Source organism: Cupriavidus sp. P-10 (assembly GCF_003402535.2).
Lineage (GTDB): Bacteria > Pseudomonadota > Gammaproteobacteria > Burkholderiales > Burkholderiaceae > Cupriavidus.
This window is the reverse complement of the sequence record NZ_AP025173.1, coordinates 37,940-63,520: the sequence shown is the minus strand read 5'-3', so window position 1 is coordinate 63,520 and position 25,581 is coordinate 37,940. Positions and strand designations below refer to the sequence as shown.

The following is a 25,581-nucleotide window of genomic DNA, read 5'->3' as shown; positions in this document are numbered from 1 at the left end:
CCAATTTCTTTCGTCTTTCGCCTGATATTGACTCGGTCGAGTCAGGTACGAGCGAAAGCCCGGCCGCGCGCGACCAGGCGATTCGATTAGTGGTGCACGCCATGCCGCGGGCCGATGGGCCGCGACAGCAGCGTGGTGACCGCGCCGGCAACTTGCCAGCCGTCCAGCTCCGATTCAAAAATGCCATGCACCAGCCGATCCAGGCAGATCACCTCCATCCCGTCTGCCTCGACGGTACCCAGGATCCTTGCCACGGTGGTACCGCGGGTGCCGCGGCACTTGATCGTCGCCAAGCCATCGCCAATGGCGATCCTGCAGTCGTCAGTCTTCATGCCGCCTCCTTAAGCAGCTCGCGTTGATCCCGGACCTTGCGGCCGTGCAGCTTGGCGAGATCTTCAACAAAATGGTCTAACAGCGTGTCCATGTGCAGGAACGCCTCGTCTTCGAGTTCCGGCGTCGCCCAGTCCAGACCAGCCTCCATGGCGTCCCGTTTGTGCGCCACCATCTGGTCCTGATAGCAATCGACGCTTCCCGGCAGATGGAAATACACCACCTTTAACTGCCCTTTCCGGTTCCACCGCAGCGCGCGCCGCATCGCCTGATACTCGATGCGCCACGTCCACGAACGATCATAGAAGAGGACGTAGTCAGCATTGGGCAGGTTGTAGCCAGCCCGGCCGGACGCCTTGGTACAAAGAAGCCCTGTGGCGTTGCCGCCGACGAACCGCTTGTCCTTGTCGGCCACGCGCTTCGCAATCGGAATGCCACCATGGAACGGCACGGTCTCCACCCCCTTCGCCTTCAGCTGACTGGCGATGAGGTCGATAACCCCCGGGTTCTCGGCAAACAGGATGGCCTGCTTCCCTTCGGCGGCAATTGCCACCAGCCGTTTAACCACGGCGCGTTGCTTGCTGGTGAGCTGCGCCAGCCCGCCGACACCGTCTACCCCGTGCTGCGGGTAGTTGGCGGCGAAATGCACCGCACGGATCCTGGCAAGAATGGCAATCAGATTGTTCGGCCGGCCATCCTTGCGGACGTCCCGGTACCATTCGGCAAACTCGTCCGCCGTACGCAGGTAGAGCGACAGGTGAGCAGGATCCCAGTCCGTCTCGACCACCTCCACAGCTGGTGGCTCGATCTGGATGTACCGCGACACGTCGGGCTCGCAGACCAAGCGACGCTTCACGTGCGGCGCCAGCATCTGGCGATACCGCGGGAGATTGCCAATCTTCGGCACTTCGCGCTTCGCCCCGTCCTGCAGGCTCTCCGCAAATTCCCAGGTCACCCACTCCAGCACCACAAAATCACTGCGGAAGCGGTCGATACCTCGTTCGGCATGCTGCGCCGTGGCCAGCCAGTTCGCCTCGAGGTAGCCGCGCCGGTAGCCGTACGGCTGGGCCGCAGTGCCGTCGCCACCCGTGAACGCGATCAGTCCGAAGATGTCACGCGGATAGTTGGCGATCGGGCTGCCTGTCAGGATATAGCGGCGTCTGGCCGACAGCTGCCATAGCGCGCGGCTCTGGTCACTGGTCGGGTTCGACAACCGCTCGCCCTCGTCTGCCACCAGCAGACTGATACGCCGGCGCAGCCGATGGGCATAGGTGACACGCCGCGACGCCTTCCGGCATACCGGCATGCGAAGCCGTTCGTAGGCGATCAGGTTGATTCGTCCCAGCGTACTCAGGTCTTCCGGCGACTCGATCACGTGAACATCCGACGCCGGCAGAATTTGCCCCAGTTCCGCGCGCATCTCCGGGACCAGTCTGGCTTCCACCACGATCAGGCCATGCCGAACCCCGGACAGCAGGATCAGTGCCGCAGCGAGCCGCGACTTGCCACAGCCCTGCTCCCATGCCGCTACTGCGCCGTTGGGCTTCATCAGCAGCTCGACCAGGTCTTCCTGCTGGAATTGCCAGTCCAACCACTTGTCGATTCCCAACGCCAGCAGCCGCTTGCGCAGCTGGTTGGCCTGTTGCGGATAACGGCGTTGCAGCCCTTCATGGACGATTTCCCAGGCCTGCGCCGATTTCTCGACACTGTATCGGGTGGTGATTTCGTCCAACGAGACGACGTAGCGCTTCCCGCGCACCTCGTACTCATATCGACCATCTGCCTGCCGGGCAAACTGCACTGCCTGGCCAGCTTTGATAATCGGGCTTCCCCAGACGGTGGTGTCGACCACATGCGTCTTGGTCGCGACCGCAACGAGCATGTTCACGGCGCCGACGCCCGTTGTCCAAACGGCATGGCGCAGAGGCAGCGCCTGCCGCGCACTGCGGCGCAGCCGCTGGTGCAAATGCTCCAGAAAGCCCGGCGCGAACTCCGGCTCGCCGCCTGCGCGCTTCACCAGCCTCACGAGCTCGCGAAGCGCAGCGATCGGATCTGCCTGCACGAGGTAGGTTTCCAGATCCAGCCGACCCGTGCCCGCATAGCAAAAGCCGCTCGGTAGCCGCTGACCTTCCTGCGATACGATTCGGCGTTCCAACACATGGTTGAGCACCATCGCCTCGGTGAATCCGCACTCGAAGCCGAGGATGATCCGGCGGCCGTCATGCGAGATGCGTACCCGTTTCTGCGAGGTTACAGGCCGCGTGATAGCGGGACCGTGATCGTCCAGCAGCTGGTGTGCCAGCTTCGGCTCTCCATATCGCCGCTCGTCCCACTCCAGCTGGAGCTTCGGCAACGGTGTCGACAGATCCCGCACCGGCTGGCGCAGAATGCCTCCCCGCACGCGGTAGCGAGCAAACACGGCGATGGAGGTGCGCACTTCGGCGCCTTCCTCACGAAACGCGTTCGCGGGTAGGTCGAATGCACCCACCACGCGACGCGAGGCATCGCTATATGGCTCGCCATGCGGAATCGACCCATCAGCAAACTTGTCGACAAACGTGGTCGGAAGCAAGGCGACCACGACTTGTGAGGCGTCGAGTGCCTGGGCAAGTGCGTACTCATGGCTCAGCGCGCTGGTACGCGGGCCAAACCGGCCCCATGTCGTGCAGTCGTAGGGCTGCAGGTGTGGCGACTCCAGATGAATCGAGAACGGGGGATTTATTAGCGCGATATCGAATCTGCGCGGATGAATATCCTCCATCCCAGCGTGCCGAAAGCTGCCGTCGAAGCCGGCTGCCTCGATTGCTTGTTGAATTATCTCGATCGTTGGTTTGTGCACGTCCACACCAAAGAGGCTGTACCTGACCGGATCTGCAAACTGCAGCAGACGGCCGGACCCGACAGAATTGTCCAGGATGGACACCTTCCGATCCGGCAACCAGTCGGCCACCACACCCCACATCAGGCGGGCGATCACATCCGGGGTGAAGAACTGCGAAAGATGGCGCTTACGCGCCGCGTGCAACTCGCCCATGTGCGCGACTTTTTCGGCTTGCGAGCCGAGGCTCACAATAGCCCGTAAGGGCTCGTACCAATTGGTCATGATAGGTCCCATAAGAAAAACGCCCCATCAAAGACGAGGCATGTAGTGGATCGAATGCGAAATCCGCCATTCAAACTCGGTAGGTGCCAGCCTGCTGCTGGACGAAGGCCAGCAACGTGCCCGCGATCGGAAGTGCGAAGCGCAACTCCCAGTACTCGTTTAACTGGATGTTGTTGAGGCCAGGGAGGGTCTGACGCTGCTGCGGCTGGAATGGATCGCTTGCGTGGCACCTTGCCAGGCAACTTGCCAGCGGCGCGTGGCTCATGCAGCGCGCAAACACTGCCAGCGCGAAGAAGGCGGCTATCACCGCTCCAGCGAGCCGAAATGCAGTTGCCGCATCGGATGTTCGGCGCCGTCGACCTGTTCCGATATCGCCACCAAACGCATCCGCATCGCCGTGGCTGTGCGCCGGGCTGCCATACTGCTGGCTAGCCCAAGGGCCCGTGGGAGTGTCTGGGCCGTTTACTGAACGGCCATGGCGTGTCCGTTGGCCCCATAGATGCGGCGCAGACGTTTCCCGGAAGTCATCGAGATCGGGTGCATCGCCGGCTCGAATGGCTTCTCAGATTTGGCATGGCCGGTGACGGGAATCCGCGTCTCACCATCGGTAGCTTACATCGCGTGTCAGGCCGTCTCTTCCATGAACGCAGCGCCAAATTCGCCGATGAACAGCATCAACGCCTCGGCCACCTGGTGGGAAAACTTGAACTCCCACCCGTCTTTGAAGAAGACGATGTCAAGCCCAGGATGGCTTTGCTTCTCGCGGTAGTTGTACTCAATGTTGTGGACATTGATACGCGAGAGGCCACTGGCCAGCGACGAGTGACCCGCTTTGGCAGCAAAAGCGGTGAGGCCCTGCAGGCAATCCGCGGCAGTCTGGCAGCTGTAGTAGCCCACCTTCCTGCACGATCGCCCGTAGCAGCCTTCCGAAGTCACTCGCATGCGCAGAATCACCGCTGACGCGGTGCGCTGAACCTCATTGCGCCGGTTGAGCCAGAAGCCTTTGATGATCCGCTGCGCAGCTTGCTGGTAGGCCAGTTCCTTGCCGCCACTCCCGCCATAGCGGTCATGAAGCGACGCCCACAGCCCGTCAATGTCGGGGATCTTCCCAGCCTTGAGCGCCTTGCCGATGTCCAGGCCCGCGTGCTCATGCTCTTTGGTATCGTCGATGTCCAGACGTGTTCCCGCAGGAGCAAACTCGCGGCGAGCGCGGTTGACCACATTGCCGGCAAGCGAAGAGCAGAAGCTTTCAAGCTCCCTGGCCGTTCCATACTCGGAGCGAATCTCCACAGTGTGGCTGTTCCCGGGGATGCCTGCCAGGCACTCGCGCTCGAAGCTCGCAGCCGAACGATAGGCTGCACATGCCGCCTCCTGGGCCCTGACGAAGCGCTCAATGATTTCGTTGTACATGCGGCCTCCAAATTAGTGCAGGGAGATCGCCGGACCAGCGGGCAAGGGCGAGAAGCCCATCGCCCACCAGGCCGAAACCGGGTGATCAGGGAAATCCGGAATCGTGGTGCTGCAGAACACGGCCGGCACTTCCGTCATGTCGACAGCTCCGGCAACGACCTGCTCGCGCCACCGTGCTTGTAGGCGCAGCCATGTGAGCTCCGCGCGCGCTATCGCATCCCAGCCCGTCGGGACCTTGGCTTCGTCGAATAGATCCGCGCCCGCAGCCGTCATGATGGCAACCACTTCATGGTAACGGCCGAGGTCGTGCGCAAATCCGCGGCGCTCAAACGTGAGCGTGAGCGGATCCGGATTGCCAAAGACCCGCTTCAGCTGACGGATGTAGACCGCGCATTCCAGGCGAGATTTCGCCTCATAGTCGGGGTGCCCGACCTGCGCGCAGGATTCATCGGCAGGCACCGGCCCGACTTCGATGGAAAGAGAGTGGATGAACATAGCGTTTCCTCAAGCGAGTTGGAGAAACGCCCCACCGGGGACGTTTCCCCGGTGGGTAGTGGATGGATTGGCAGGCGCCCGCGATGGGTCAGCCTGCAATGGAAGGCTTCTGCTCCGCAATCGACAGCTTCGCAAGAAGCCAACTGATCAGGACCAGAAACTCGATTTCGGCAACGAAGTGCACTTGCATCATCGCAAGGCGATCGTCGGCGGTGAAGATAAGAAAATACAGGACCGCGAACAGGTTGATGACCGTCGCAAAGACAGCCAGAGCGCTGATACGGGAGGAGACAACCATGCAAGGCTCCAAAAAAGAATGGAGCCTTCCCCATTGGGCAAAGCCCCAATGGGTGGAAAAAAAAGATGGCCGGTACACCGGCAGGGTCGATGCGCTGAAAGCGCGAAGAATCGGGCGGATATTACTGCGAATCGTCGCTCGGGGACAAGTCCCCCCAGCTGCGGCTCAACCTGTCGCGCGTCGCTGCCGGCTTGCCTCGCGCACGCGGTTCACCACATCCCACCGGCGCAGGTCAACCTCTTCCGGGTTCTCCAGGTTGGAGTGATCCAGCACCGGCCCATCGTCCCCGAACGGCTCATAGTCAGCGGGCAGCTTGCCCTCTGCCTTCAGCTTGGCGGTCTGCATCTTCGACAGGCCGTGACTGGTTTCGCTGATGGCGACATAGTCCCATCGTGCGGGCACTGCGGCCTCAGAAAACCACGCCTCGCCCTCCCCCGACGCGACCAGCGCCACGACGTCGTAGATGCTGCCGGTCGGCGACGGCATCGCCCGAACCTCGAAGCGCAGCACTTCCCGCCTCGGGTACCAGAACGTCCGGTCGAGATAGCGCTTGAACGTGAAGGCATCAAGCATCGCGATTTCCGCGTATTGCGGGTCGCCGGGCGGGATGAACTCGCGTTCGCTCTTGGGCCGCGCGCCGAGGGAAACCTCGCGAACGGCGGGGGTCTGGGGTGATGACATGGGATTTCCCGAAAAGATACCCCAAATTCTATAGCTTTCGGGCGCAACTCCCGCCACGGGCGCCTTGAGAATGTGTTTGGCGAATCTCGCCGGCCGGCGGCCTTGACTTCGCGATGGCGCCGGTATCTTGGTCATAGACCATTCGATACCTCGTTACCATGCGCTTCACCCGCTTCGGGCGCTACACCCCCATCGAGTTCAACGCCCGCCGGCAGGCCGCTTTCGCGCGCAAGCAGCAGCGCGAGCGCGACCGATACCCGCTCTTCCCCGAGCACGTCGCCGCGGAGCAGCACCAAGCCGACGAAGAGATTGATCGCCGGCAACGGCAAGCGGACAGGTTCGAAGCGAGCCAGCGTGCGTTCGAGGCCCGCGTGTGGCGCAAGGCCCGTACCCGATTCTTTTCGTTGCCGGAAGCCGGCAAGGCGCAGATCCGCGCGAAGTGGCTGTCCTGGCCCGGCCCGACTACCGCAACCAATTTCATCTACATCGTCGACGAACTGAGCGGTGACCGGGCACGCCGGGTGGCCGAGGCCGACGCCGGCCACGCCGAGATCCGACGCCGCGCGTGGGAATCCGTGAACCGCCAAGCCGCGCTGGAGGTGGTCTAATGGCCCCGACCGACGAGCGGGACGCCGTCGTTGACGCGGTGAAGGGCGGCGACGCCCTCAAGGTCAAGGCTTACGCCGGCGCGGGCAAGACCTCCACGCTCCGCCCGACGCTAGTGATACGGCGCCACCGAGATATTTTCCTGCTCGCCCGCTGGCGGCGCTCCCATGGCACGGCGCTCGCGGGGGCGGGTCAACCTGATCAGCGTTGTGTGGCGATCCTGCTGTTCGAACGATCCAAGTCGAACTACCTGACGATCGCGGACGCGGCCGCGATGCTCACCAACGCGCAGTTTCTGCCTTGCGACTCGGCGCACGAGGTGGCGATGGCGGACCACCTGGTGGCACAGCGGCGCGCCTTCCGCAAACCGCTCCGGCACATCGTCAACGCGCCGGTTCATCCCGATTTCGTGCTGACCGACACATCGCCGGAGGTGGTAATCGAAGTGCTGGGAATGGCTGGCAACCCGGAGTACGTCACCCGAATGGCGGCAAAGCGCCAGCACTACCGCGCCGCCAGCGTGCCGTTCGTCGAATGGAACGCTCCCGCGCAACCGCTTTCCGCGGTTCGGCTGCCGTCCCCTGTCGGGACAGCCTCGGAGGCCACCCATGCAGGCTGAACACGCAGCGATGGATGGAGAATTGTTCCATAGGGCAATGGAACTGGTCCACCAACACCGCGCCGCGTCGGTGGCGCTAATCCAGCGCCATCTGCGCATTGGCTGGGAGGCTGCGGAAGCACTGTTGGCCCGCATGGCCGCCGAAACGATGGCCGTTCGCAAGATGCAGAACGGCCTTTACCTCTACATCCACGGCCCTATCGGCGCGGAACTTGCGCGCCTGAACGGCTTTGCGCAGGAGGTGTTGGCCGCGCTTACCGAAGATTGCATCGACGCGGCCCACCTTCGGGCCTCTGCCATTCGCTATGGCCTGGCTGAAGAGACAACCGTCTCGGCTCGTTGCGGCGACCAGTGCGCCTGCGCGACGCTCTTCGAGTTCCCGGTCCGATGCTTCAGGGCAAGCGGGGCGGCGCTGGACTCTGGTGAGCCTTAGGCATCCACGACTTGAGCGAGATACAGGGGATCATCGTCGCCCCTGTGCGTTGGTCCAACCCGGGCGAGCGGATTTCTATGTTCACACCCAAGGCAGGTGAAAAAGAAACCGCGTTCGTCCAGCTGTGGGTCTGCCGTGTTAAACATCACCGAGAGACGGCACTTCGTGCAAGTCCACATGGTTCACTCCTTGCGTGACTTCGGGTCGCGCGCGCTACGCTAGGTTCACGATAGTTCAGGCGGTCCACTAAAGCATTCACCATCCACGAAAGCCTGGTAGGCAAGGAGGATTCACCAATGCCGCTCTACAACACTGAGATCGTCTACCGCGCCGTCATTCAAGCCGATGACGCCGAGGCCGCGCTCGTCGCCACCAAACGTGAGCGCCGGGACATCGAGGGCGACTGCGCGGAGCCGCGCTACGAGCTGGTCGGCCCCTATCGGACTCCTGCGGACTTCGAAGATGGCTGGACCGAGACCGATTACCCTTACTGTGGTCTCGGATCGGCCTATATCGGTCAAATACTGCTCGCCGAGGACGGCCAGCCCGAACGCGACACGCCGTACCATCGACATGTTCGAGGATGTGCCAGCATGAGTGAGAACACCCGTATCGAGTGGGCAGACCACAGCTGGAAACCGTGGCAGGGGTGCCCGAAAGTGGGCCCGGGCTGCGACAACTGCTATGCCGAGTACTCTGGCTCACGAACGACCCGGCCAGCGTCCGCGCCAACAACCTGCGTGTGCTGGAGGCGCACACGGCATGTCACCAGCGCCTGATGGACGCCGGCGGGGAGCGCAGAACCACCGTCTATGGTGATGGCGCCTACCGAATCCGGCCCCGGTCCTTTGGCGAGCCCACACCGGGCCGACTATCGCGAAATGTGCTCGAGCGGGGCCAGCGGTGCAGTACGGCAGGAAGCCGTAGCGCTCGGGTTGCCACTTCATGGCACCATGCAGCCGACGGCAATTCCTGAGTTCTTTGTCCGCTTTCTCACCGAACCAGGCGACCGGGTCATCGAACCGTTCCGCGGCACGGTTCGAACTGGCCTCGGCGCTGGACGTATTGGCCGACGCAGGCTCGTCTCAGAATGGATTCTTCAATATATCCGCCGTGCCGCCGAGTTGTTTCGAGAGGCCGCCGGGTTCCACCTCCACCCGGCCCTGCACTGGGCCAATCAACCAAGGTAGCAATGCAGCAGTTCGAAAACGACCAATCCGAATACCCGAAGCCTGAGACCGTCCTAGCCATCCGCGGCGCGATCGCAACCGGCCGCCACGGCGGTTCGATGGGGCCTGAGGGTCACTGGCTCAACGAGTTCTGGCAGATCGGCCGGACGCTTCGCGACCACAGCGAAATGCTGCAGGGCTTCCAGGGCACGGCGCGCCGCGGCCTGCTCAGCACTTCGACGCGATACCTCGCCATCAACGAGCCGGTATTCGAACAGCCCGACGAGCGATCTTAACGGGCAGCCGGCCGGTGCAAGGCATAATTCCGGCTTCTCCACCCGGACCTTGCCATGCCAACCGGCCTGCTCAACTGCGCCCACTGCGATGGCGCCCCCCTCTTCATCGCCGGCCGTCTGCAGGCTGTCGTCGTCTGTGAGGAATGCGGTATCTCAACGTCGCCAGTCCGCCTGGAATCCACCGACACGGACACCGCTTCTGCGCAGTTGCGCGCGATCTGGAACTCCCGGGTGGAACACCGGCCGGCAGACCAGCAGACGATTTCCATGCTCGCCCGGCGTGAGCTGACCTCGTCCGACATCCCCTATTTCCTGAACCTGCTCGCATCGACTACCACCGATTGGGCAACGAACGGGCCGAAATTCGCAGCCATGGCCGCAGCGTTGGCGCAGCCGGGTTTTCAGTTCAAGCACGTCTCGCCGCCGGAGACCGTCATCGAGGATGCCGGCCGCTATCGTAAGGTTGTTCGGCGATCCAAGGTTATCTATATCGATGGTGCCCCAATGGTCCGGTTCGAACACGTACCCGCCCTGACTGCGATCATCGCTGAAGAGGCGAAGGAGAACGACGAATGGCCGTTCCCAATTCTAGAAGAGTTCGTCGCCCGAGCCGTGGACAGCCTTCCGGATAGCACCGAACCTTGACTTCGCCCGGCCTGCGGCAAGCTGGAAGCGCTACTTTGATCTGGAAATCCAAATGCTGCGGCCGCCCGCCCTCTCGATCCTCTTCTTCCTCGCACCGACCAAGGTCGGCGCCAAGGACTTACCGGCACCAGCCTGTGCTTACGTATTCGCTCATGGCCAGCAGCCGGTCATCACCAAGGCCAGCCACACCCGAATTCTGTGCTAATGCGCATATGCGGTCATGCACTCCGCCCAGACGCGAACGGCGCTCTGGTCTGCGAACACCTCACTCGGGGGGCGGCTGATGCCGCTCGCGCGCTGCCGCGGGACAGCGACTTCTACGAGGAAGAGCGGTTGCCTGCCGGTGAGCGAGGCAGCTTGCGCGACTATGGACGTGGCGCTGGGCTCGACCGTGGCACCTGGCATCCAGCGCCGACTTTGGCGACAAGGCGTCGCAGGCCGAGAGCTTTAGGCTGGCAGGCCTTCCGGACGAAATCAGGGAAGCGGATTCGCCCCCGCAGCGCGCCAGCGTCGCGGATGAATGCCGACTTTTGCGCACCAGCCGCAGCCTACATCGCGCGCAATGATGCGGCACCTGCATACAGTGTAGTGAGCATCGCAGAACTGGTTCACTTTGCCGGCGTGGATCCCTTCCCATCGCTGCCAAAGTCGATGCGAATGTCCCCGATGGACTTGCCACCGCCCATGCCGGCATCCGGGCGAGCGGCCAGCGCGGGCGCGTTTCATTCGCCTGGCTGGCCAGCGCCGACTCGGCAAAGGCGGTGCCGGCTCCAGACGCTGTACAGGAGCTTGTCCGCGCGGCCGGCTCCTTGGTCGCGCTGGCGGCAGCCTACGCACGATCGTCCCCAACTCGCGTTCCACAGCGCACCGACCTTCACGGTTGTTGGATGAGCTCTTGCGGCCGTACGCTGGCTTTGCACGCAGTCGATTGTCGCGGTTCGATAAGGCAAAGCGATACCGGACGAAACGACCCAAGTGCAGGCCATGGCGCTACCAGTTCCTGCAAAAGGGATCGCAAGGACCGCCGTGAGTACGAGTATGGAAAGAACCAGCCAGCCCCAGTCCAGATAGCTTTGCTAGCTCAAAGACCCCCCAGTTGCCGCAACAGAAATGGCAACGTGCCGCTCGCGGCAGCGCTGGATCGAGCCCTCGCTAGATTTTGCTCGATGGAGCGACGCGGCTTTTCGGTAAAAGCGACCCTTCTCCTGCGAGCATTCTGGGAAAACAGTATGAGCATGCTCATACCTTCGCGATCGAGCGTTTGCCGATACTGGCCGGAAGGCCGGCCGACCAGCGTCGGATAAGAGCCCGCTTCCGAAGAGCAGTCCCGGCCTCAGCCCTCCTTCGCGAGAATTCGATAAAGCTTGGTCCTTGAAATCCCAAGCTGCCGCGCAGCCACTGCTTTGTTGCCATCGGCGGCCAAGATAGCGGCCTTGACCTCATTCAGAGTGGGTTCCTTCTTACCCAAGCTCAACTGGGTGGAATAGGTAGAAAGATAGGCATTCGCTTTGGTCGCCCGGCTGTGGCCAGCGGCCTCCACCACCTTGCGCATCGCTTCGCGGTGTGCCTCCACATCAACAACTGGCCCGCTCCCCTTCACAGCCGCCGGCTGGCCGCTCTCCCGCTTATACATCTGCTGCAGGTATTGGTGACGCAGCCCGTGCGCCGTCACACCGTCGCCGTCTTTGGTGATTCCGTGCTTCTCCAGAACGGTATAGAAGCGTCGGCGCCACCGAGTCTGGGAGAAGGAAGCAGGCATCAGCGTGCCTCGCTCCGGATTCGTGACGTATGCAAGTGTTGCCGCTTGCCCGAGCAACTCGTACTGCCAGCCGAACTCTATCGGGACCCGGCGGGCGCGCCCGCCTTTTGTGCCGTCATGCACGAGCAGCATTCCCGATGGCAGGACGTCCAAAGCAGGCCGCAATCGCCAGCTTTCCTTTGCTCGCAGGCCAAAGCCAGCTTCCAGCTTGAGCTGCAGTGCGACGTGGGCGTCCGTGACCGCGATCTCGGCGATCTTCGCCGCCGCATCAATGCCCTTGCCATCCCACGAACGGTCTTCGCGCGCAACATAGCTGCGCTCGTATCCGGCCGGTCGCTGCACATAGTCTTCGATTCGGCCGACCACGTTGGTCTTCCCCATCCATGACATCAGCGCACGCAGGTGGGTGAGGCGTAGCTCCACCGTTCCCACGTTCAGCTTGCGCTCCTCCACCCAATACTGGACCAGCCAGCGGATGTGCTTCTGCCGAATGCTGTAGGGCGAGGTTACGGCCATGCCACCAATGCTGCGCAGCTCCACGAACATGGCGAGAAGTGCCTGCACGCGCTGTCGCTGTGACATCTGCGACAGCGATCTGCCGCTAACTCGCGTCCCGCTATGCGGCAGGTGCAAGTGTTCCGCAGCCAGTACTGCGAACTCAGCCTTGAATCTCTCCGGCAGGTTGTATTGGTTAATGATGGGGCGCAGGTTGATAGTCTTAGTCATACGGCGTTCTCGAACTTTTGCGCTTCGCGCGTGCGGCCACGGGCGAGTGTCCGCCATGGGACCTCGCAGCTCGCTGCTGGACAGCGCCGACCCCCGATCCGGCTTTGTCCCCTCGGTGCTCCGGGGTACCACCCCCAGCTTTCCAGCCCACCCAGCCGGTCTTGCCACTACCTTCCTGTCCTTTAGCGATGCCAAACCGATCAGCCCTGAGCATGGAAGCAATGCGTCGTGACTGTCCGCAGTGCGGGCGCAGGCCTTCGCCTTGCACGCCGCTGCGCGGCCACCCTATCCGGTGCATCAATGGATGCCAGCCTGACGGCGCCAGGGATTTCGTCCTGGTGCAGCCGGCCGATGCCGTGATGAGTGATTACTTGTTGCGCCGTTCTGGTACCGGTAGCGCCCCCCGGGTCGATATTGCTCAGAAGCCTGCGTCCACCGCTCGTTCGGTACGCAAACAGCTCCCCGCCCCAAAGCCGGATCATCCCTGCTGCGGTGTGTCGGGCTTCGTGATCCGCGCCCAGCCAAGCGGCTGAAAGGGCGTCGGGCATTCGTGGAAATTCCACAGAGCACCTGTCCGGTGTCCGGCTTCGGAATTGTCCACACTGCGGTCTATTTTCACGAACAGACCGCCAATCGGCTTGGTATCGCGGTGTCCGGTGTCCTCACTATCCGACACGGTCCATTTGATTTAATTGAAAAAAATGCCGTTTCAATTTCCGGCGTGAACAACTGGCGATCGCAAGGCCCGAATGTCGGGGTTTTGCGTGCTGGATTTGCCGCGCAACTGGCGGCGAGGTCGATGCGTCGGGGACGCGGTAAGTGCTCGAAGCATATACCAGGCATGGGCCAAACGGCAACGTTTGCCACTGCAAAATCGCGAGCTTTCGGCGACTTGACTTCGATTTTCCGACGGTAGAGTGGGCTATGTCGATGTGCCATCTAATCCGACGCTCTCAAAGCAAGACCGACAAAGTCCGACCAAGTCCCAGATGCTCCCACCGACCTGAGGCGAGTGAATGGGGCTCGGAGGTACAAAGTCCCACTTGCTCGGAACACGAAGGACATTCGACACATCGGAGCCATCCACTTCAATGAATCGCCAAGGAGCACAAATGAGAATCTCGACCGTCGCAATCGATGTTGGCTACGGCAACACCAAGTCCGCCTTTCCGCTTGGCTCGGACATCGCAACCAACATGTTCCCCTCGCTGGCACCCATTGCCGCAACGTCCTCTCTCACCGCGCATACCGGCGGCATCTTCCGGGCTCGAAACGTAGTGAATGTGGAGGTCGATGGTGCGCGATACGAGGTCGGACCCGATGTTTCGCTGAGCGCCGCTCATGTCCATACCGGTCGCTCCCTGTCTGAGGATTATGTAACGACACCCAACTACGCTGCCCTGCTCGCCGGCTCGCTGCACTATGCCAATGCCATGGAAGTTGATCGGCTCGTCCTGGGCCTGCCGGTGCACAATACGCTGAAGTACGCTGCCTACCTCAAGGACCGTTTCACCGGCACCCATAACTTTGGGTGGGGCGACGTTCACATCAACAGCGTGCTCCCGCTGCCGCAGCCGCTGGGCACGCTGATTACGTACATCCAGCAAAACGGCAAGAAGTACGACCCTGAGAACGCATACCTGGTGATCGATGTCGGCTACTTCACAACCGATTGGGTGGTGGCGCGTGGCTACACCATGGACGACACGCGAAGCGGCGGGGTGCCTGGAGGCGTCGCGCGCATCTACCAACAGGTGGCAAGCCTCATCTCGGCTGACCGTGGGCATCCCACCGACAGCATCGAACGCATCGACAAGGCCATCCGCGACGCCAAGCCAATGGTGTTTTTCGGTCAGGATCTGGACGTTTCGCCCTACCTGGCAGAGGCCATGGCCGTCACCCATCAGCCGGTCAAGGAAATCCAGGCACGCGTCGGCCGCACCGACGATATCCGGGCAATCATCCTGACTGGTGGCGGGGCCCAGCTCTACGCCCCGACAATTCGTGCTGCCTTCCCGCACAACGTGATCCACATCATGGACGCGCCCTGCTTCGCCAACGTTCGCGGCTTCTATACCATCGGTTCCGCACGGCAAGTCGCCAAGGCCGCCTGAGGACGCCCGCCATGGACAAGCTCCAGATGACCGTGACGCTGTCCGCCGACTCGGCTCCTGATCTGCTCGCGTATCTGCGGCAGTTCCCGGGAGCTCGGGAGCGGGCGTTCATGCTTAAACTGCTCGCGCAACGGGGGCTGCAGCTTGTGCTCAGCGCTGGTCCCGACACGCTGCTGCGTCCTCCCACTGCTGCAACGACGCCGACCGTTGCAGCACCGGTACCGCCTCCACCGCTGCTGGCTCACCCCGAACCCTCAGGAGCGAGGGAGCGGGAGACCGCCGCACCATACGCTACAGTAGCCGCGATCCTGCCATTGTCGCCGGCTGCGGCAGGCCGGCTTGCTGCGGATCGACCGCAGGTTGCCTCAGCCCATGCACAGGAGCGGCCACGGGCTACACCGGCGCCCGCATCTGAGCCTGCCGCGGACGGTCCTGATCCGCTTGCGGGACTGGATCTCGGTGCGCTCAATGACGCAATGGCGCGATTCGGCTAAGCGAGAATCTGCGGCGCACGGCGGCGCTTGACTCCGCCTCTTCATGTGGCAACCTAATAGCATTCAGAGAAAACAGGAGGATACCGAGCCATGTTTGAATACCTGTCCACGACTCAAGGCATTAACCGCTTCGTCTTCACTGTCCTGATTGGGTGGTGTCTTCTGGAGGCCGTCCTGGTCATCTACAACGGCGTCAAAAACCGAAAGCGCGGCTGATCTTCGATCGGGATAGGGGCAGGCCTCGCGGCCTGCCTCCTCCCACACCACCGTGCATACGGGTCCGTACACGGCGGTTCGGATCAGTTGATCGGCGATGGTCCCAGCGACGGAAGGCCCAACGAGCGGAAGTAACGATTCGACAGCGCCTTGTTCAGTGCCGGGCTGTGGCTTAGGCGCCAGACACCGTGGGGCGAACCCGCCGTTTGTGCGGCAAGGTTGCGGTCCACGCCTCGCGCAACTAGCTCCCGGAATCGGGTCCGGCCACGCTTCCACTGCGTCCAGAAGAAGCAGCGTAGGCGGCGTCGGGTCCATTCATCCAGTTGCTTGAGCACGCTGGGCGTTTCACAGAAACCAAAGTAGCCACGCCAGCCCGTCAGATATCGTTTCAGCGTGCCGATCAACTGGTCGACGCTGATCCCGCGCGAGCGTTGCGTCAGTTCCCGGACCCGATCCTTGAAGCGAGCCAGGGCCTTGGGCGCGATGCGCCTTCTGACCTGCTCCCGCCCCAAGAAGGTGAAGCCCAGAAACTTCCGAGTGTGTGGCCGGGCGACCGCGCTCTTCGCCTCGTTGACCTTCAACTTCAGCTTGCTGGTGAGGAAGGCTTTCAGCCCACCCATCACCCGTTGGCCCGCGCGTTCGCTGCGCACGTAGACGTTACAGTCGTCTGCGTACCTCACGAAGCGCAGTCCGCGTCGCTCAAGCTCGCGGTCTAGATCGTCGAGCAACAGATTGGATAACAACGGTGACAGCGGACCGCCCTGGGGCGTGCCCTCGTCCGTTGCACCAACCAGCCCGTTCTCCAGCACACCTGCCGTCAGGAAGGAGCGGATCAGCTTCAGGACGCGCCTGTCGCTGACCCGCTTCGCCACCCGGCTCATCAGGATATCGTGGTTCACGCGATCGAAAAATTTCTCGAGGTCGAGGTCTACAACCCAGCGATGCCCTGCCTGGATGTAGCCCTGTGCGCGCTCCACGGCCTGATGCGCCGAGCGTCCCGGACGGAAGCCGTAACTGGAGTCCGAGAACGTCGGGTCCCACTGCCTTTGCAGCACCTGCAACACTGCCTGCTGGACGAACCTGTCGAGCGCAGAGGGGACGGTCAGCGCGAACTGCACAAGCGCTCAACGAGCATTTGGGATGGGCTGAGATCCGCCATCCGTTTCATCCGCTCCGGGGCCAGCGTTTTCCGGTCCTGAAGACGCGCCGGGTGACAGGCGTCGACACATTGCTACTGGGTCATGTCGAGCGCGGCAGCTTCAGCATTGCCCGCGAATGGACCGACTGGGGCGCGCCTGCCGTCGAAGACGATTGCGAGATCCCTGTGTCTCGCTTCGATCTGGGCATGCTGCTGGAGCTGATCGCGTTGATCGACCAGCTTGCCGCTTCGTCCTCCAAGAAGTCATCAACCAAAGGAGCTTGATCAATGCATTTCATTGCCCTACTATCAGACCAGTTTTTAACGTGGTCCGCCAATGGAAGATATTCCGTCGTCAACATTACGCAGGCGTCGCGCGCAATTGCTCAAGCAAATGCCGGCGTTGGACACGCTCTTGCGGGGCTCGCTCATCGAACGCTACAAGCGCTGCGGCAAGCCCGGCTGCAAGTGCGCCGATGGCCCAGGTCATGGCCCCAAGTACTACTTGTCGGTGAGTTTTCCCGGGCGCCGACCACAAATGGACTACGTGCCACAGGCCGATTACGCCGACGTCACCGAACACCTGGCGAACTATCACCGGGTCCGCGAGATCATCGAGGAGATCTGCGAGATCAATCGCGAACTATTACGCCGCCGCGAGGCGCTATAAGGGGCGTCGGTGAGCCAGTCGCCGCTGTCGCTCACCAACTCCATCGACCTGCAATCGGCCGGCGTACTCATCGCCAACATGCTCGAAGCCTGGCTCATCGCAGAGCCCGCGCTGGAGTTGACCGAGGAGGCCGTCGATGAACACCAAGATCACCCCCCAACATCAGAGCAAGCCGGCGTACATCTATATCCGCCAATCGACGCTGGCCCAGGTGCGACACCATCAGGAGAGCACGGAGCGCCAGTATGCGTTGCGCGACAAAGCGCTGGCATTGGGCTGGCCACAAACGTCGATCCGGATCCTGGATCGGGACCTCGGTCAGTCAGGCGCGCAGATGACGGGCCGCGAGGACTTCAAGACGCTGGTGGCAGATGTCTCGATGGGGCACGTGGGCGCCGTGTTTGCGCTGGAGGTCTCGCGCCTGGCGCGCTCGAATCTGGACTGGCATCGCCTGCTCGAGTTGTGCGCCCTCACCCATACCCTGGTAATCGACGCCGATGGCTGTTACGACCCAGGCGACTTCAACGACGGCCTGCTGCTCGGTCTCAAAGGCACAATGGCACAGGCGGAACTGCACTTTTTGCGCGGGCGCCTCCAAGGCGGCAAGCTCAACAAGGCGCAGAAGGGTGAGCTGCGCTTTCCGCTCCCGGTTGGGTTGTGCTATGACGACGAAGGCCACATCGTCCTGGATCCCGATGACGAGGTGCGCGGCGCCGTGCAGTTGGTGTTTCGTCTCTTTCGAGAGACCGGCAGCGCATACGCGGTCGTCAAGCGCTTTGCCGAAGATGGCCTGCGCTTTCCGAAGCGCGCCTATGGCGGCGCCTGGGCGGGCCGGCTCATCTGGGGGCGCCTGAGCCATGAGCGCGTGATCGGCCTGATCAAGAATCCTTCGTATGCGGGCATTTATGTCTTTGGACGGTACCAGTACCGCCAGCGCATCACGCCACAGGGGGAGGTGCATAAGCGCGTGCAGCCGGTACCCAAGGCAGACTGGCGCGTCCATCTACCCGACCATCACGAGGGATACATCAGCCCGGAGGAGTTTGAGCGGAACCAGGCACGCCTGGCGGGCAACCGGACCAACGGTGAAGGCACCGTGCTCAGCGGTCCGGCGCGTGAAGGATTGGCGCTGCTTCAGGGGATGCTGATCTGTGGCTGCTGTGGTCGGGCGCTGACCGTGCGCTACCAGGGTAACGGTGGCATCTACCCAATGTACTTGTGCAATGCGCAGCGCCGCCAGGGTTTAGCGACCAGAGATTGCATGAGCGTGCGCAGCGACCTGCTCGACAACGCGATCGGCGAAGCGATGCTCGCGGCCCTGCGGCCAGCCGAACTCGAACTCGCCGTGACCGCCCTGAACGAACTCGAGCAGCGGGATCAGGCCATCATGCGTCAGTGGCATATGCGCATCGAACGCGCCGAGTATGAAGTCGCTCTTGCCGAGCGTCGCTATCAGGAATGCGATCCCGCCAACCGTCTGGTCACGGGCACCCTCGAGCGGCGCTGGAATGACGCGATGCTTCGCCTCGCAGCGATCAAGACGGAAGCCGCCCAGTTCCAGAGCCAGAAGGCGCGCGTTGCCACACCCGAACAGAAGGCCCAGATCCTCGCACTGGCGCGCAATCTGCCGCGCCTCTGGCGTGCTCCGGCGACCCCGGCGAAGGATCGCAAGCGCATGCTGCGACTGCTCATCCGGGACATTACGGTCGAGAAACTTCCCGCAACCAGACAGGTGGTCCTACACGTGCGTTGGCAGGGCGGCACCTGTACCGACACCACCGTGACTTTGCCCAAGCCGGTCGCCGACGCGATGCGCTATCCCACTGCAACCGTCGAGCACGTGCGCAAACTGTCGCAACATTTGTCCGACCCGCAAATCGCTGCGCACCTCAATCAGGAAGGCCTGCGCAGTTCAACTGGCAAATCGTTCACGCTCTCCATGGTCAAATGGATCCGCTTCCGGTACGGGATTGCGGCGACCAACTTCATGCGGCCTGACGAACTCACGGTTCAGCAACTCGCTCACCGACTGGGCATCAGTCCACACGTCGTGTATTACTGGATTGAGCGCCAAGTCGTCCACGCTCGTAAGCTCGACGGGCGGGGCCCATGGTGGATCACGCTGGATCCCGTCAAGGAACAGCAACTGCGGGACTGGGTGCGCACTTCAGGGCATCTTCGGGGGCAACATTCCCACACTCAACTGTGAGAGGTGCATTATGAGATCACCGTCGGTATGCCGAGATTGCGGAACTCCCCCGGTTTGCCGACTTTCGGGATCGAGACCTGCCGGACCGGTTGCGGCTGATAGGTCCGCGCACGCAGTTCTGCCTGCAGACGGTCCAGATGCTGGTCCGCCTGTTCGGCAAAGTCTGCCACGCTGATTCCATCGACACCGCCACTGCCCCGGTTGGCCCGGACTCGCTCCCAGGCGACTTCCAGATTCTTCCGTTGAAAAACCTTGTCAATTAATGAGTGGACCTTCCTTGCTTCCATCGGGTTGATCCAGTCAGACAGTCTCCTCGGGCGCGGATGTACGGGTATTTCACTCATGGAACTGATCCTCCTCCGTGTCCTTACTCACTGTCGTCCGGGCTCTTCCCAATCATCTTCGCCGGCTGCCTTCCCCGACCCACTTCTGTCGCCGATCGCTCGGTCACGTGGTTTTGGCCACGCTTCAGGTACTACTCAGCCGTCCGACTACTGGCACAGCACCGCTCGCCACTTCGCTCCTCGCTTATAGGCTCACTTCCCGCGGTGCCACCCGCAGACTGTGCCAGTCCTCCTGAGGTCACACGCTGTTCTTCCGTACCGTGCCGTCCGCAAACACCTTGGTGCGGTGGGTGAATGAGAACGCCTTCGCCCCCATACTGCGGGCTCGACCTTGCCCCACCTTTGGCCGACCGGTTCGTCATCGGGGCAGCCCCCATCGACTACGGCCCGGTACTTCTCCTCATGCCCTTCGGATTCCACCTCGCGGTGGACACCCTGCCCTCCGGAGACCTACGGGAAGGTGGCTCCAGGTCTGCCTTGGCTGTCTCCGGCTTTCGCCTTCGTGCCCGGTTAGGCATCTCCATACCTGCCTTCTCTCTCCGGCCAGCGAGGCATTACCCCCGCTTTTGGATATGACGCCCCTCATCTGAGCGTCAGAGGGACTTGAACCCTCCCGAACAACGCGCTGCTCAGCGCACAATATGGCCTCTGCTGACTTCTACACCGCCATCCCGACGCCTCTCGACGTCGGTAGCACCATGGCAGCGGTGCAGATCTCCCCGGGTATGACGCACCCACCTTCACGCTTATGCCTGTCGGATATACGCCGCACCGTTCCGTGCAAGTACTGGGCTTTGGCAATTTTGGCTACCTCACCCCGATACGACGCCTCATCCGCTTCCTGTTCGTCAGGCCAGCGCTTTGCCTCGGACTTCCTTCAGACTCCCAGTCGCCCGGGAAACCCTTGTCTCTGGCTAACACTTCCCCTTGCCGGGTGTGTAAGGGACTTGCACCCTCAAGTGAGTGCGCCCTGCCGGGCGCACCAAAAAAAAAAGGTTCTTCACCGATTTCCGGGGAAGGCCGCCCGGATCTTCAGGAAGAAGTAATGGTCATCGCGGAAGCCATAGGCCATCCGTTTGATGACCTTGATCCGGTTATTGATGCCTTCCACCAGATTGGTTCCCAACGGCCAGCGGCTGTGAGCCAGGATGCCGGGTAAATATGGCTTGAGGCGTTTGGCGAACAGGCACAGAGGTGCGATGCCGCTGGCCATTGCGCGCTCGTACCACCCTTGCCAGAAGCGCCGGGCGTAGCCGGGATGCCGATATGTCCAGAGCGTCTTGAGATCGTCCTTGAGCACGTAGACGGTCATCAGCGCTTGGTTGGCAGCCAGTATTTCATCAAGCCGGATCTGATCGGCCTCACGCGTGACGTTCTCCCGATTGCGCAGCAGTAACCAACGAGAAGACTTCACCACCTGACGAGCGGTCTTGTCGCCGCGCAGCCGATTAGCCTCATCCACCCTGACGCGGTCGATGACCTCACGACCGTACTTGGCCACCACGTGGAACAGGTCATAGACAACCTCCGCTTGCGGGCAGTGCATCCGCACTTCCAGGTCGTAGGCGGTATTCATGTCCATCACCGCGGCGCGAAGCCGGGCACAGCCTTCAGGGCCAAGCAGCTTGAAGAAGGGCCGGATTTCCTCTCGGGAGCGACCGCGCCCGACCCAGAGTACCCGCTTGCTCGACGGCTCGACGATGACTGTGGCATAGCGATGGCCCTTCTGGATCGCAAACTCGTCCATCGCGATCACCGTGACCCCGCTCAGATCGACCGGTCCCAATTCCCGCTCAAGATGGCGCAGATCGATGCGCTTGACCGTGGTCCAGGCCAACCGGTAGAAGGCCGCGACATGGCGCAACGACATGACCTTGCACAGTTGCGCTACGCTGGCCGCAAGCCGCGTCGTAACCCGCGCATAGGGCGCGAGCCAGTCCAGGCGCTCCAGCTTCGGGCCACATCGCCGGCAAGCCAGACGAAGTCGCGGCACGATCAGCTCCACCGGAATCTCGAACACAGGCAGATCCCGCACGCGCCGCTCTACCCGATCATGGATACTGCTAACGCCCCGACCACAGCCATCGCAGCACCGCCTACGGCGCCCCTTAGGTTCCAGCCGGATGATGCAAATACGCTGCCCATTGCGGGTCTCTTCCCAACTATCGCGCATGCGATAGCCTTCCCAGCAGCCGAGCTGGGCCATACAATCGCGTGGGGCCAACCTCCACCTTCCTGATTCTTGTTGTGTCGCAACTCCAAGATAACAGTGGTGGGCGTGTTGGCCCTTTTTGTTTCTAAACGGTCACGCAGATCGGCGAAGAACCAAAAAAAAGCCCAGCAGTTTGCTGGGCTTTTTTGTGAATGGGATGGCCTCTCAGTGAAGAGTCGGCGCCAAACAGTAGTCGAGGGCGGAATCGAACGAGAACTTCCGGTCTAGGAACGTGAAGCCACCGGACGGCTCTCGGCGGTACACATCGAAGAATTGCGCTTCCGATTGTCCGGCCTGAACTTCCGTAGCGGCGGTCGCACGCATAGCTTGGATATGCAGTTTATTGATGATTGCTGTGAAACCCTTTTGCGGCATTGCTTTTCTCCTCGGAGAGCCTGCCAAGGGGGGACTCCTTCCCTGTGGGAAGGACCCACAGGGCAGAGGTTAGGTAAGGCGCCACCGGCTGGTGGCGAACTGATCAGGCGGTAACAGCCTGTTGAGACATCAGGCGCAACTGGTACTCGGTGCGCCATTGATCGCAGAAGTCGGTTCCACGAACCTTTGGTCGATGCATGACGGTGTGCAGCCCTTCGGCGCGCAACCGCTTTTCCAACGCGAGCGCGTCGGCCATGCCTGGGGACTTTCGGGTCTTCGGGTCGATCCTGTCAAAATCCGCGAAGATGTGGACCGTGCGGATGCCCAGGTCCGGCGGCACCACAAACTGACTCAGCAGTACCCGGTTGAGGCAATTCCATGCCGGCACGCCGAAGAGCATGTACGCCGCATAGGCGCTCTCCAGCCCTTCCGCGACACCAACTTCACCATCGCGCGGTTGCATCAGACGCACTGCACCACCGGTCAGCGGCAACGCAGACACACCATTGCGCTTGGCCGGGAGGATCTCCCCATCCGCAGTGATTATCGTCGCCTTGGCGGGCTGTCGCGGGTCGAGCGACGTGCGATGCACCGTGGCCATGCGCCCATCTGGCCGTGTGAATTGCGCAACGATGGTCGGGTAGCGGCCAACAAGCTGGCCTTCATACCAATAGTCCTGCACCGCCAGGCGCAAGGCCGTTGGCCGCGGCGCGCGCAGGCCAGGAACCCGGGCAGCAAGATAGCGCATGGCGTGATCGCCAGGCACCAGCCCGGCAGCAGCTTCCCACTGCTTCGCAATACGCCGCATCTTGGTGGCGGGATCTACTGCTTTCCCCCGGCGAGCTGAATTTGGCCTCGTAAAGGGGGGGTCGATCGGCACAGCCCGCTCGCCATTCAAGTCCCGCCACAGTTCCGAGTAGGTCATGCCGGTGTAGCAACGCACGAGCTCGAGGCCGTCGCCGGCTTTCGGATTCCCTGCATTGCACTTCCGGCAGACCCAATCGCCGCGGCCGCGTTTGTTGTCATAGGTAAAGCGGTCATGGCCACCACAGAGGGGGCACGGACCTGGGCGTCCTCGCCAGAAGTTGTCCGTCAGGACTTCCGCTGGCACGTACTGCCTCACCAGAGCGTCCCATTGAGCGGGCGTCCAGCTTTTTACGATATCACTCAGTTCTTTCATGGGATGGCTCCAGGTGGAGGGTTGGTCGATGCCTGAGACAGGCGAAGGAACGCTTGCTCAAAAGACATCCCGGCCGAGGCCAGAAGGTCTTTTCAGCATTGCGTTTAGCTGAGGGGAATATGGGGATTTGGCCGAGCGGCCGAGAAAGGCACCGCTGCTACCGGGCAAGCCGGTAGCAGTTAGTTCAAAGAGGCACTTCTTGGAGGAGCGCGTCAGTACATCGGCGCGCCATCGTTGCGGAAGGGAATGCCATCGAGCACTGCAGGTCGCGCGAAGGGAATCTCATTGTCGTCGAATCCGCCGAATCCACCCGACGGCGGTTGCGCAGGCTGCTGACGCGCCGCGCCCGAGCGTTGCGTTGGCGGAGCCGAGCGCTGCTCGCTCCCACGACGCTGCTGCGAATCCGCTCGCTCTGCGCCGGCATCGCCGTCGTCATCGTTGACACCCGCGCGACCACTGAGCATCTGCATTTGATCGGCGACGATCTCGGTACTGTACTTGTCCTGGCCGGACTGATCCTGCCACTTGCGCGTACGAATGCGGCCTTCGATGTAGACCGGCGAACCCTTGCGCAGGTACTGACCAGCAATTTCTGCCAGCTTGCCGAAGAACGAAATGCGATGCCATTCGGTGGCTTCCTTCATTTCGCCGGACTGCTTGTCCTTGTAGCGATCGGTGGTCGCAATACGGATGTTTGTCACCGCGTCGCCACTGGGCATGTAACGAGTTTCAGGATCTGCCCCGAGGTTGCCCAGGAGGATGACTTTGTTGACGGATGCCATGGTGCTTCCTATTCAATGAACGAGATTGATGTTCCAGACCCACCTGTCCCAGAGCTTCTGCTCTCCGGTCCTTGGGTCCTTAATGGGATCGCCAGTCTTCTTATCGAAGGCTGGCACCTTTTCCTTGCGCAGGCGTTTGACCGCAACACGGTCACCCAGCTTGCAACCGGCTTCTGCGAGAGCGTCCTTCAGACCTTCGCCCTGCAGGGTCTTCTCGCCGGCACTCGTGTACAGCTTGACGGCAAACGAAGTGTAGGTACGAGGCCCGCCAGACTTACGGTTGGGGAACTCCATTTCGCCCCACTCGATGAGCTTGCCCACGGTGTAGGCGGAAGAGGAACCCTTTTCAGAGGAGGCGCTTCCGCCCCCTTCCCGCTCGCCGTCTTCGCGTTTGCTGCGCGATGGCTGGGCGCCATCCAAGCTACGCGTTGGCTGAAAGCGGCGCCCTCCTGCTGGCGCGTCACTACTTGTCGGCACGTCCGGCGTGAGTTCGCGCTCGGCTTGAAAAATGACGTCAGCCGCGACCTTCTCCAGCGCTTCGCCTGGATGCACGCTGACCTGTTTCCAACGAGGGATCACCTCCGGCAGCAGCTTGTCGCCATACGGCGTGCTTTGCAGCCGATGATGAAAGCCCCCAACGAAGTGGATCACGCGATCACCTTCGTCCCGAAGCAGATGGGGGACGCCGTGAACATAGAACTGCCGCTCGTTGGCGGCGCCCGTGCCGACCGGGATCGTGCTGGGAGAGGATGACCCTCTGTGTTCCGCGCTCAGAACACCGGCCACACGCTTGATGAGATTGAGCCAAGTCATGGTCTAAAGAAGGGAGCCACAGCACAAACGTCGGACCACATCGAGGTCGCAACGCAGCCTGGCATGATTGAGAATCACGTCTTGCAGGGTCTCAGGGTCGACCCCGGATACTGCGCAGACGTAGCTATATGGCAACGCGCCATTCCAGTAGCCAAAGATCCAGCCGAGCGTCATCGAGTATTCCTCCAGATCGAGAGGCCGATTGCGCATGCGGGCACGCAGCATCTCGGCACAGTCGATGAGGGACTCCGGCATGTTGTCGCCGCGCCGGCTATCGCAGGCGAGGCTGATGAGAGCGTCGACCATTTTCTCGCGCACCGCCTTGCTCCAGAGAGAAGGGTCGGGCAACGGGTCGAGCTTGGGAGGGGGCACTACGATGGCGGCCGCCTCACCGAAGAAGTCGAGCTGCCATCCCGCTGTTGTCGTTTCCATGATGGTCTCCGGACAGGCACCCGGAGACCCGC

General features: G+C 62.0%; 27 protein-coding genes and 2 pseudogenes. 13 read left to right on the top strand and 16 right to left on the bottom strand.

Annotation, left to right across the window (positions count from 1 at the left end; genetic code table 11):
- Positions 1-86 precede the first annotated feature (86 nt).
- The 7 genes from CTP10_RS37830 to CTP10_RS37800 all read right to left on the bottom strand — a co-directional run bounded on the left by CTP10_RS37830 (position 87) and on the right by CTP10_RS37800 (position 6,317).
- Entirely contained in the window at positions 87-332 is a 246-nt protein-coding gene (locus CTP10_RS37830; RefSeq protein ID WP_058698161.1) for a hypothetical protein, read from the bottom strand.
- A complete protein-coding gene (locus CTP10_RS37825; protein ID WP_058698253.1) occupies positions 329-3,433 on the bottom strand; it encodes a DEAD/DEAH box helicase in 3,105 nt (1,034 codons plus the stop codon). The genes CTP10_RS37830 and CTP10_RS37825 overlap by 4 nt, the downstream gene beginning before the upstream one ends.
- Before the next feature lie 70 nt (positions 3,434-3,503).
- Entirely contained in the window at positions 3,504-3,740 is a 237-nt protein-coding gene (locus CTP10_RS37820) for a hypothetical protein (RefSeq protein WP_058698162.1), read from the bottom strand.
- A gap of 317 nt (positions 3,741-4,057) precedes the next feature.
- On the bottom strand, positions 4,058-4,843 hold the full coding sequence (locus CTP10_RS37815) for a hypothetical protein (protein ID WP_058698163.1): 786 nt from the start codon (positions 4,841-4,843) through the stop codon (positions 4,058-4,060).
- 12 nt (positions 4,844-4,855) lie between these two features.
- Positions 4,856-5,338 carry a hypothetical protein gene (locus CTP10_RS37810; RefSeq protein ID WP_058698164.1) on the bottom strand — a complete coding sequence of 161 codons (483 nt, stop codon included), beginning with the start codon at positions 5,336-5,338 and terminating at the stop codon, positions 4,856-4,858.
- An 88-nt stretch (positions 5,339-5,426) separates the two neighbouring features.
- On the bottom strand, positions 5,427-5,636 hold the full coding sequence (locus CTP10_RS37805; protein ID WP_058698165.1) for a hypothetical protein: 210 nt from the start codon (positions 5,634-5,636) through the stop codon (positions 5,427-5,429).
- A 165-nt stretch (positions 5,637-5,801) separates the two neighbouring features.
- A complete protein-coding gene (locus tag CTP10_RS37800; protein WP_058698166.1) occupies positions 5,802-6,317 on the bottom strand; it encodes a hypothetical protein in 516 nt (171 codons plus the stop codon).
- A 158-nt stretch (positions 6,318-6,475) separates the two neighbouring features.
- Here CTP10_RS37800 and CTP10_RS37795 point away from each other — a divergent pair, with 158 nt between their 5' ends.
- From CTP10_RS37795 to CTP10_RS37765, 7 genes and pseudogenes are all read left to right on the top strand, one after another.
- Positions 6,476-6,925: a hypothetical protein gene (locus CTP10_RS37795; protein WP_058698167.1), complete on the top strand. Its 450-nt coding sequence runs from the start codon at positions 6,476-6,478 to the stop codon at positions 6,923-6,925.
- Positions 6,925-7,542 (top strand): DUF1173 family protein, encoded by a 618-nt coding sequence (locus CTP10_RS37790; protein WP_081050304.1) that lies wholly within the window; start codon positions 6,925-6,927, stop codon positions 7,540-7,542. The genes CTP10_RS37795 and CTP10_RS37790 overlap by 1 nt, the downstream gene beginning before the upstream one ends.
- On the top strand, positions 7,532-7,975 hold the full coding sequence (locus tag CTP10_RS37785) for a DNA translocase FtsK (RefSeq protein ID WP_058698168.1): 444 nt from the start codon (positions 7,532-7,534) through the stop codon (positions 7,973-7,975). Before CTP10_RS37790 ends, CTP10_RS37785 begins: the two co-directional genes overlap by 11 nt.
- A 593-nt stretch (positions 7,976-8,568) precedes the next feature.
- Positions 8,569-8,682 (top strand): annotated as a pseudogene (locus CTP10_RS37780) (DUF5131 family protein); the annotation flags it as partial.
- A gap of 485 nt (positions 8,683-9,167) precedes the next feature.
- Positions 9,168-9,440: a hypothetical protein gene (locus CTP10_RS37775; RefSeq protein ID WP_058698170.1), complete on the top strand. Its 273-nt coding sequence runs from the start codon at positions 9,168-9,170 to the stop codon at positions 9,438-9,440.
- A 54-nt stretch (positions 9,441-9,494) separates the two neighbouring features.
- Positions 9,495-10,085 carry a hypothetical protein gene (locus CTP10_RS37770; RefSeq protein WP_058698171.1) on the top strand — a complete coding sequence of 197 codons (591 nt, stop codon included), beginning with the start codon at positions 9,495-9,497 and terminating at the stop codon, positions 10,083-10,085.
- Between the two features lie 52 nt (positions 10,086-10,137).
- Positions 10,138-10,290: a hypothetical protein gene (locus CTP10_RS37765; protein WP_158577659.1), complete on the top strand. Its 153-nt coding sequence runs from the start codon at positions 10,138-10,140 to the stop codon at positions 10,288-10,290.
- Positions 10,291-11,418: 1,128 nt separating this feature from the next.
- Here the strand turns inward: CTP10_RS37765 and CTP10_RS37760 are convergent.
- Complete coding sequence (locus CTP10_RS37760; RefSeq protein ID WP_058698173.1) at positions 11,419-12,570, bottom strand: integrase domain-containing protein; 1,152 nt, start codon at positions 12,568-12,570, stop codon at positions 11,419-11,421.
- A gap of 1,112 nt (positions 12,571-13,682) precedes the next feature.
- Here CTP10_RS37760 and CTP10_RS37755 point away from each other — a divergent pair.
- The 3 genes from CTP10_RS37755 (at position 13,683) to CTP10_RS37745 (ending at position 15,394) form a co-directional block, all read left to right on the top strand.
- Positions 13,683-14,684 (top strand): PRTRC system protein D, encoded by a 1,002-nt coding sequence (locus CTP10_RS37755; RefSeq protein ID WP_058698174.1) that lies wholly within the window; start codon positions 13,683-13,685, stop codon positions 14,682-14,684.
- 11 nt (positions 14,685-14,695) lie between these two features.
- Positions 14,696-15,178: a hypothetical protein gene (locus CTP10_RS37750; protein ID WP_143010732.1), complete on the top strand. Its 483-nt coding sequence runs from the start codon at positions 14,696-14,698 to the stop codon at positions 15,176-15,178.
- A 90-nt stretch (positions 15,179-15,268) separates the two neighbouring features.
- On the top strand, positions 15,269-15,394 hold the full coding sequence (locus CTP10_RS37745; protein ID WP_271816321.1) for a hypothetical protein: 126 nt from the start codon (positions 15,269-15,271) through the stop codon (positions 15,392-15,394).
- An 83-nt stretch (positions 15,395-15,477) separates the two neighbouring features.
- Here the strand turns inward: CTP10_RS37745 and ltrA are convergent.
- A pseudogene (gene ltrA / locus CTP10_RS37740) lies at positions 15,478-16,500 on the bottom strand (group II intron reverse transcriptase/maturase); the annotation flags it as partial.
- Between the two features lie 29 nt (positions 16,501-16,529).
- On the opposite strand from ltrA, the gene CTP10_RS37735 reads away from it, so the two are divergent.
- The 3 genes from CTP10_RS37735 to CTP10_RS37725 all read left to right on the top strand — a co-directional run bounded on the left by CTP10_RS37735 (position 16,530) and on the right by CTP10_RS37725 (position 19,411).
- On the top strand, positions 16,530-16,817 hold the full coding sequence (locus CTP10_RS37735) for a DUF5372 family protein (RefSeq protein ID WP_058698175.1): 288 nt from the start codon (positions 16,530-16,532) through the stop codon (positions 16,815-16,817).
- 52 nt (positions 16,818-16,869) lie between these two features.
- Positions 16,870-17,202, top strand: coding sequence for a DUF6788 family protein (locus CTP10_RS37730; RefSeq protein WP_058698176.1), 333 nt, complete (start codon positions 16,870-16,872; stop codon positions 17,200-17,202).
- A gap of 136 nt (positions 17,203-17,338) precedes the next feature.
- Positions 17,339-19,411 (top strand): recombinase family protein, encoded by a 2,073-nt coding sequence (locus tag CTP10_RS37725; RefSeq protein ID WP_058698177.1) that lies wholly within the window; start codon positions 17,339-17,341, stop codon positions 19,409-19,411.
- An 8-nt stretch (positions 19,412-19,419) separates the two neighbouring features.
- On the opposite strand, the gene CTP10_RS37720 is transcribed toward CTP10_RS37725, so the two are convergent.
- The 7 genes from CTP10_RS37720 to CTP10_RS37690 all read right to left on the bottom strand — a co-directional run bounded on the left by CTP10_RS37720 (position 19,420) and on the right by CTP10_RS37690 (position 25,549).
- A complete protein-coding gene (locus tag CTP10_RS37720; RefSeq protein WP_176844252.1) occupies positions 19,420-19,755 on the bottom strand; it encodes a hypothetical protein in 336 nt (111 codons plus the stop codon).
- Positions 19,756-20,755: 1,000 nt separating this feature from the next.
- On the bottom strand, positions 20,756-21,979 hold the full coding sequence (locus tag CTP10_RS37715; RefSeq protein ID WP_116318649.1) for an ISL3 family transposase: 1,224 nt from the start codon (positions 21,977-21,979) through the stop codon (positions 20,756-20,758).
- 153 nt (positions 21,980-22,132) lie between these two features.
- The gene (locus CTP10_RS37710; RefSeq protein WP_058698180.1) at positions 22,133-22,342 is read right to left on the bottom strand and encodes a hypothetical protein; all 210 of its coding nucleotides are present in this window, start codon (positions 22,340-22,342) and stop codon (positions 22,133-22,135) included.
- A gap of 103 nt (positions 22,343-22,445) precedes the next feature.
- Positions 22,446-23,522 (bottom strand): primase-helicase zinc-binding domain-containing protein, encoded by a 1,077-nt coding sequence (locus tag CTP10_RS37705; RefSeq protein WP_058698181.1) that lies wholly within the window; start codon positions 23,520-23,522, stop codon positions 22,446-22,448.
- Between the two features lie 212 nt (positions 23,523-23,734).
- The gene (locus CTP10_RS37700) at positions 23,735-24,304 is read right to left on the bottom strand and encodes a single-stranded DNA-binding protein (RefSeq protein WP_058698182.1); all 570 of its coding nucleotides are present in this window, start codon (positions 24,302-24,304) and stop codon (positions 23,735-23,737) included.
- Between the two features lie 12 nt (positions 24,305-24,316).
- On the bottom strand, positions 24,317-25,117 hold the full coding sequence (locus CTP10_RS37695; protein ID WP_058698183.1) for a hypothetical protein: 801 nt from the start codon (positions 25,115-25,117) through the stop codon (positions 24,317-24,319).
- Between the two features lie 3 nt (positions 25,118-25,120).
- A complete protein-coding gene (locus tag CTP10_RS37690) occupies positions 25,121-25,549 on the bottom strand; it encodes a hypothetical protein (protein WP_058698184.1) in 429 nt (142 codons plus the stop codon).
- Positions 25,550-25,581 lie beyond the last annotated feature (32 nt).

Excerpts from the sequence above, each read along its gene's own strand:
- CTP10_RS37830 (WP_058698161.1), bottom strand. The coding sequence starts at position 332 with ATGAAGACTGACGACTGCAGGATCGCCATTGGCGATGGCTTGGCGACG.
- CTP10_RS37825 (WP_058698253.1), bottom strand. The coding sequence starts at position 3,433 with ATGACCAATTGGTACGAGCCCTTACGGGCTATTGTGAGCCTCGGCTCG.
- CTP10_RS37815 (WP_058698163.1), bottom strand. The coding sequence starts at position 4,843 with ATGTACAACGAAATCATTGAGCGCTTCGTCAGGGCCCAGGAGGCGGCA.
- CTP10_RS37810 (WP_058698164.1), bottom strand. The coding sequence starts at position 5,338 with ATGTTCATCCACTCTCTTTCCATCGAAGTCGGGCCGGTGCCTGCCGAT.
- CTP10_RS37805 (WP_058698165.1), bottom strand. The coding sequence starts at position 5,636 with ATGGTTGTCTCCTCCCGTATCAGCGCTCTGGCTGTCTTTGCGACGGTC.
- CTP10_RS37800 (WP_058698166.1), bottom strand. The coding sequence starts at position 6,317 with ATGTCATCACCCCAGACCCCCGCCGTTCGCGAGGTTTCCCTCGGCGCG.
- CTP10_RS37795 (WP_058698167.1), top strand. The coding sequence starts at position 6,476 with ATGCGCTTCACCCGCTTCGGGCGCTACACCCCCATCGAGTTCAACGCC.
- CTP10_RS37790 (WP_081050304.1), top strand. The coding sequence starts at position 6,925 with ATGGCCCCGACCGACGAGCGGGACGCCGTCGTTGACGCGGTGAAGGGC.
- CTP10_RS37785 (WP_058698168.1), top strand. The coding sequence starts at position 7,532 with ATGCAGGCTGAACACGCAGCGATGGATGGAGAATTGTTCCATAGGGCA.
- CTP10_RS37775 (WP_058698170.1), top strand. The coding sequence starts at position 9,168 with ATGCAGCAGTTCGAAAACGACCAATCCGAATACCCGAAGCCTGAGACC.
- CTP10_RS37770 (WP_058698171.1), top strand. The coding sequence starts at position 9,495 with ATGCCAACCGGCCTGCTCAACTGCGCCCACTGCGATGGCGCCCCCCTC.
- CTP10_RS37765 (WP_158577659.1), top strand. The coding sequence starts at position 10,138 with ATGCTGCGGCCGCCCGCCCTCTCGATCCTCTTCTTCCTCGCACCGACC.
- CTP10_RS37760 (WP_058698173.1), bottom strand. The coding sequence starts at position 12,570 with ATGACTAAGACTATCAACCTGCGCCCCATCATTAACCAATACAACCTG.
- CTP10_RS37755 (WP_058698174.1), top strand. The coding sequence starts at position 13,683 with ATGAGAATCTCGACCGTCGCAATCGATGTTGGCTACGGCAACACCAAG.
- CTP10_RS37750 (WP_143010732.1), top strand. The coding sequence starts at position 14,696 with ATGGACAAGCTCCAGATGACCGTGACGCTGTCCGCCGACTCGGCTCCT.
- CTP10_RS37745 (WP_271816321.1), top strand. The coding sequence starts at position 15,269 with ATGTTTGAATACCTGTCCACGACTCAAGGCATTAACCGCTTCGTCTTC.
- CTP10_RS37730 (WP_058698176.1), top strand. The coding sequence starts at position 16,870 with ATGGAAGATATTCCGTCGTCAACATTACGCAGGCGTCGCGCGCAATTG.
- CTP10_RS37725 (WP_058698177.1), top strand. The coding sequence starts at position 17,339 with ATGAACACCAAGATCACCCCCCAACATCAGAGCAAGCCGGCGTACATC.
- CTP10_RS37720 (WP_176844252.1), bottom strand. The coding sequence starts at position 19,755 with ATGAGTGAAATACCCGTACATCCGCGCCCGAGGAGACTGTCTGACTGG.
- CTP10_RS37710 (WP_058698180.1), bottom strand. The coding sequence starts at position 22,342 with ATGCCGCAAAAGGGTTTCACAGCAATCATCAATAAACTGCATATCCAA.
- CTP10_RS37705 (WP_058698181.1), bottom strand. The coding sequence starts at position 23,522 with ATGAAAGAACTGAGTGATATCGTAAAAAGCTGGACGCCCGCTCAATGG.
- CTP10_RS37700 (WP_058698182.1), bottom strand. The coding sequence starts at position 24,304 with ATGGCATCCGTCAACAAAGTCATCCTCCTGGGCAACCTCGGGGCAGAT.
- CTP10_RS37695 (WP_058698183.1), bottom strand. The coding sequence starts at position 25,117 with ATGACTTGGCTCAATCTCATCAAGCGTGTGGCCGGTGTTCTGAGCGCG.
- CTP10_RS37690 (WP_058698184.1), bottom strand. The coding sequence starts at position 25,549 with ATGGAAACGACAACAGCGGGATGGCAGCTCGACTTCTTCGGTGAGGCG.